Genomic DNA, 367 nt, shown 5'->3' with positions numbered 1-367 from the left:
TAGGCAGTCAGAGGCGATGAAGGGCGTGCTAATCTGCGAAAAGCGTCGGTAAGGTGATATGAACCGCTACAGCCGACGATACCCGAATGGGGAAACCCAGTGTGTTTCGACACACTATCATCACATGAATCCATAGTGTGATGAGGCGAATCGGGGGAACTGAAACATCTCAGTACCCCGAGGAAAAGAAATCAACCGAGATTCCCCCAGTAGCGGCGAGCGAACGGGGAGGAGCCCAGAGTCTGCATCAGCTTGTGTGTCAGTGGAAGCGTCTGGAAAGTCGCACAATAGAGGGTGATAGTCCCGTACACGAAGATACACAGGTTGTGAGCTCGATGAGTAGGGCGGGACACGAGATATCCTGTCT

General features: G+C 52.9%; 1 rRNA gene. It reads left to right on the top strand.

The annotated features are described in order from the left end of the window. Window positions 1–367, top strand: a 23S ribosomal RNA gene (locus B4923_RS20740); the annotation flags it as partial.

Source organism: Brenneria roseae subsp. americana (assembly GCF_003115815.1).
Taxonomy (GTDB): domain Bacteria; phylum Pseudomonadota; class Gammaproteobacteria; order Enterobacterales; family Enterobacteriaceae; genus Brenneria; species Brenneria roseae.
Note: the sequence above shows the minus strand (reverse complement) of the source record. Positions and strands in the feature narration are given on the sequence as shown.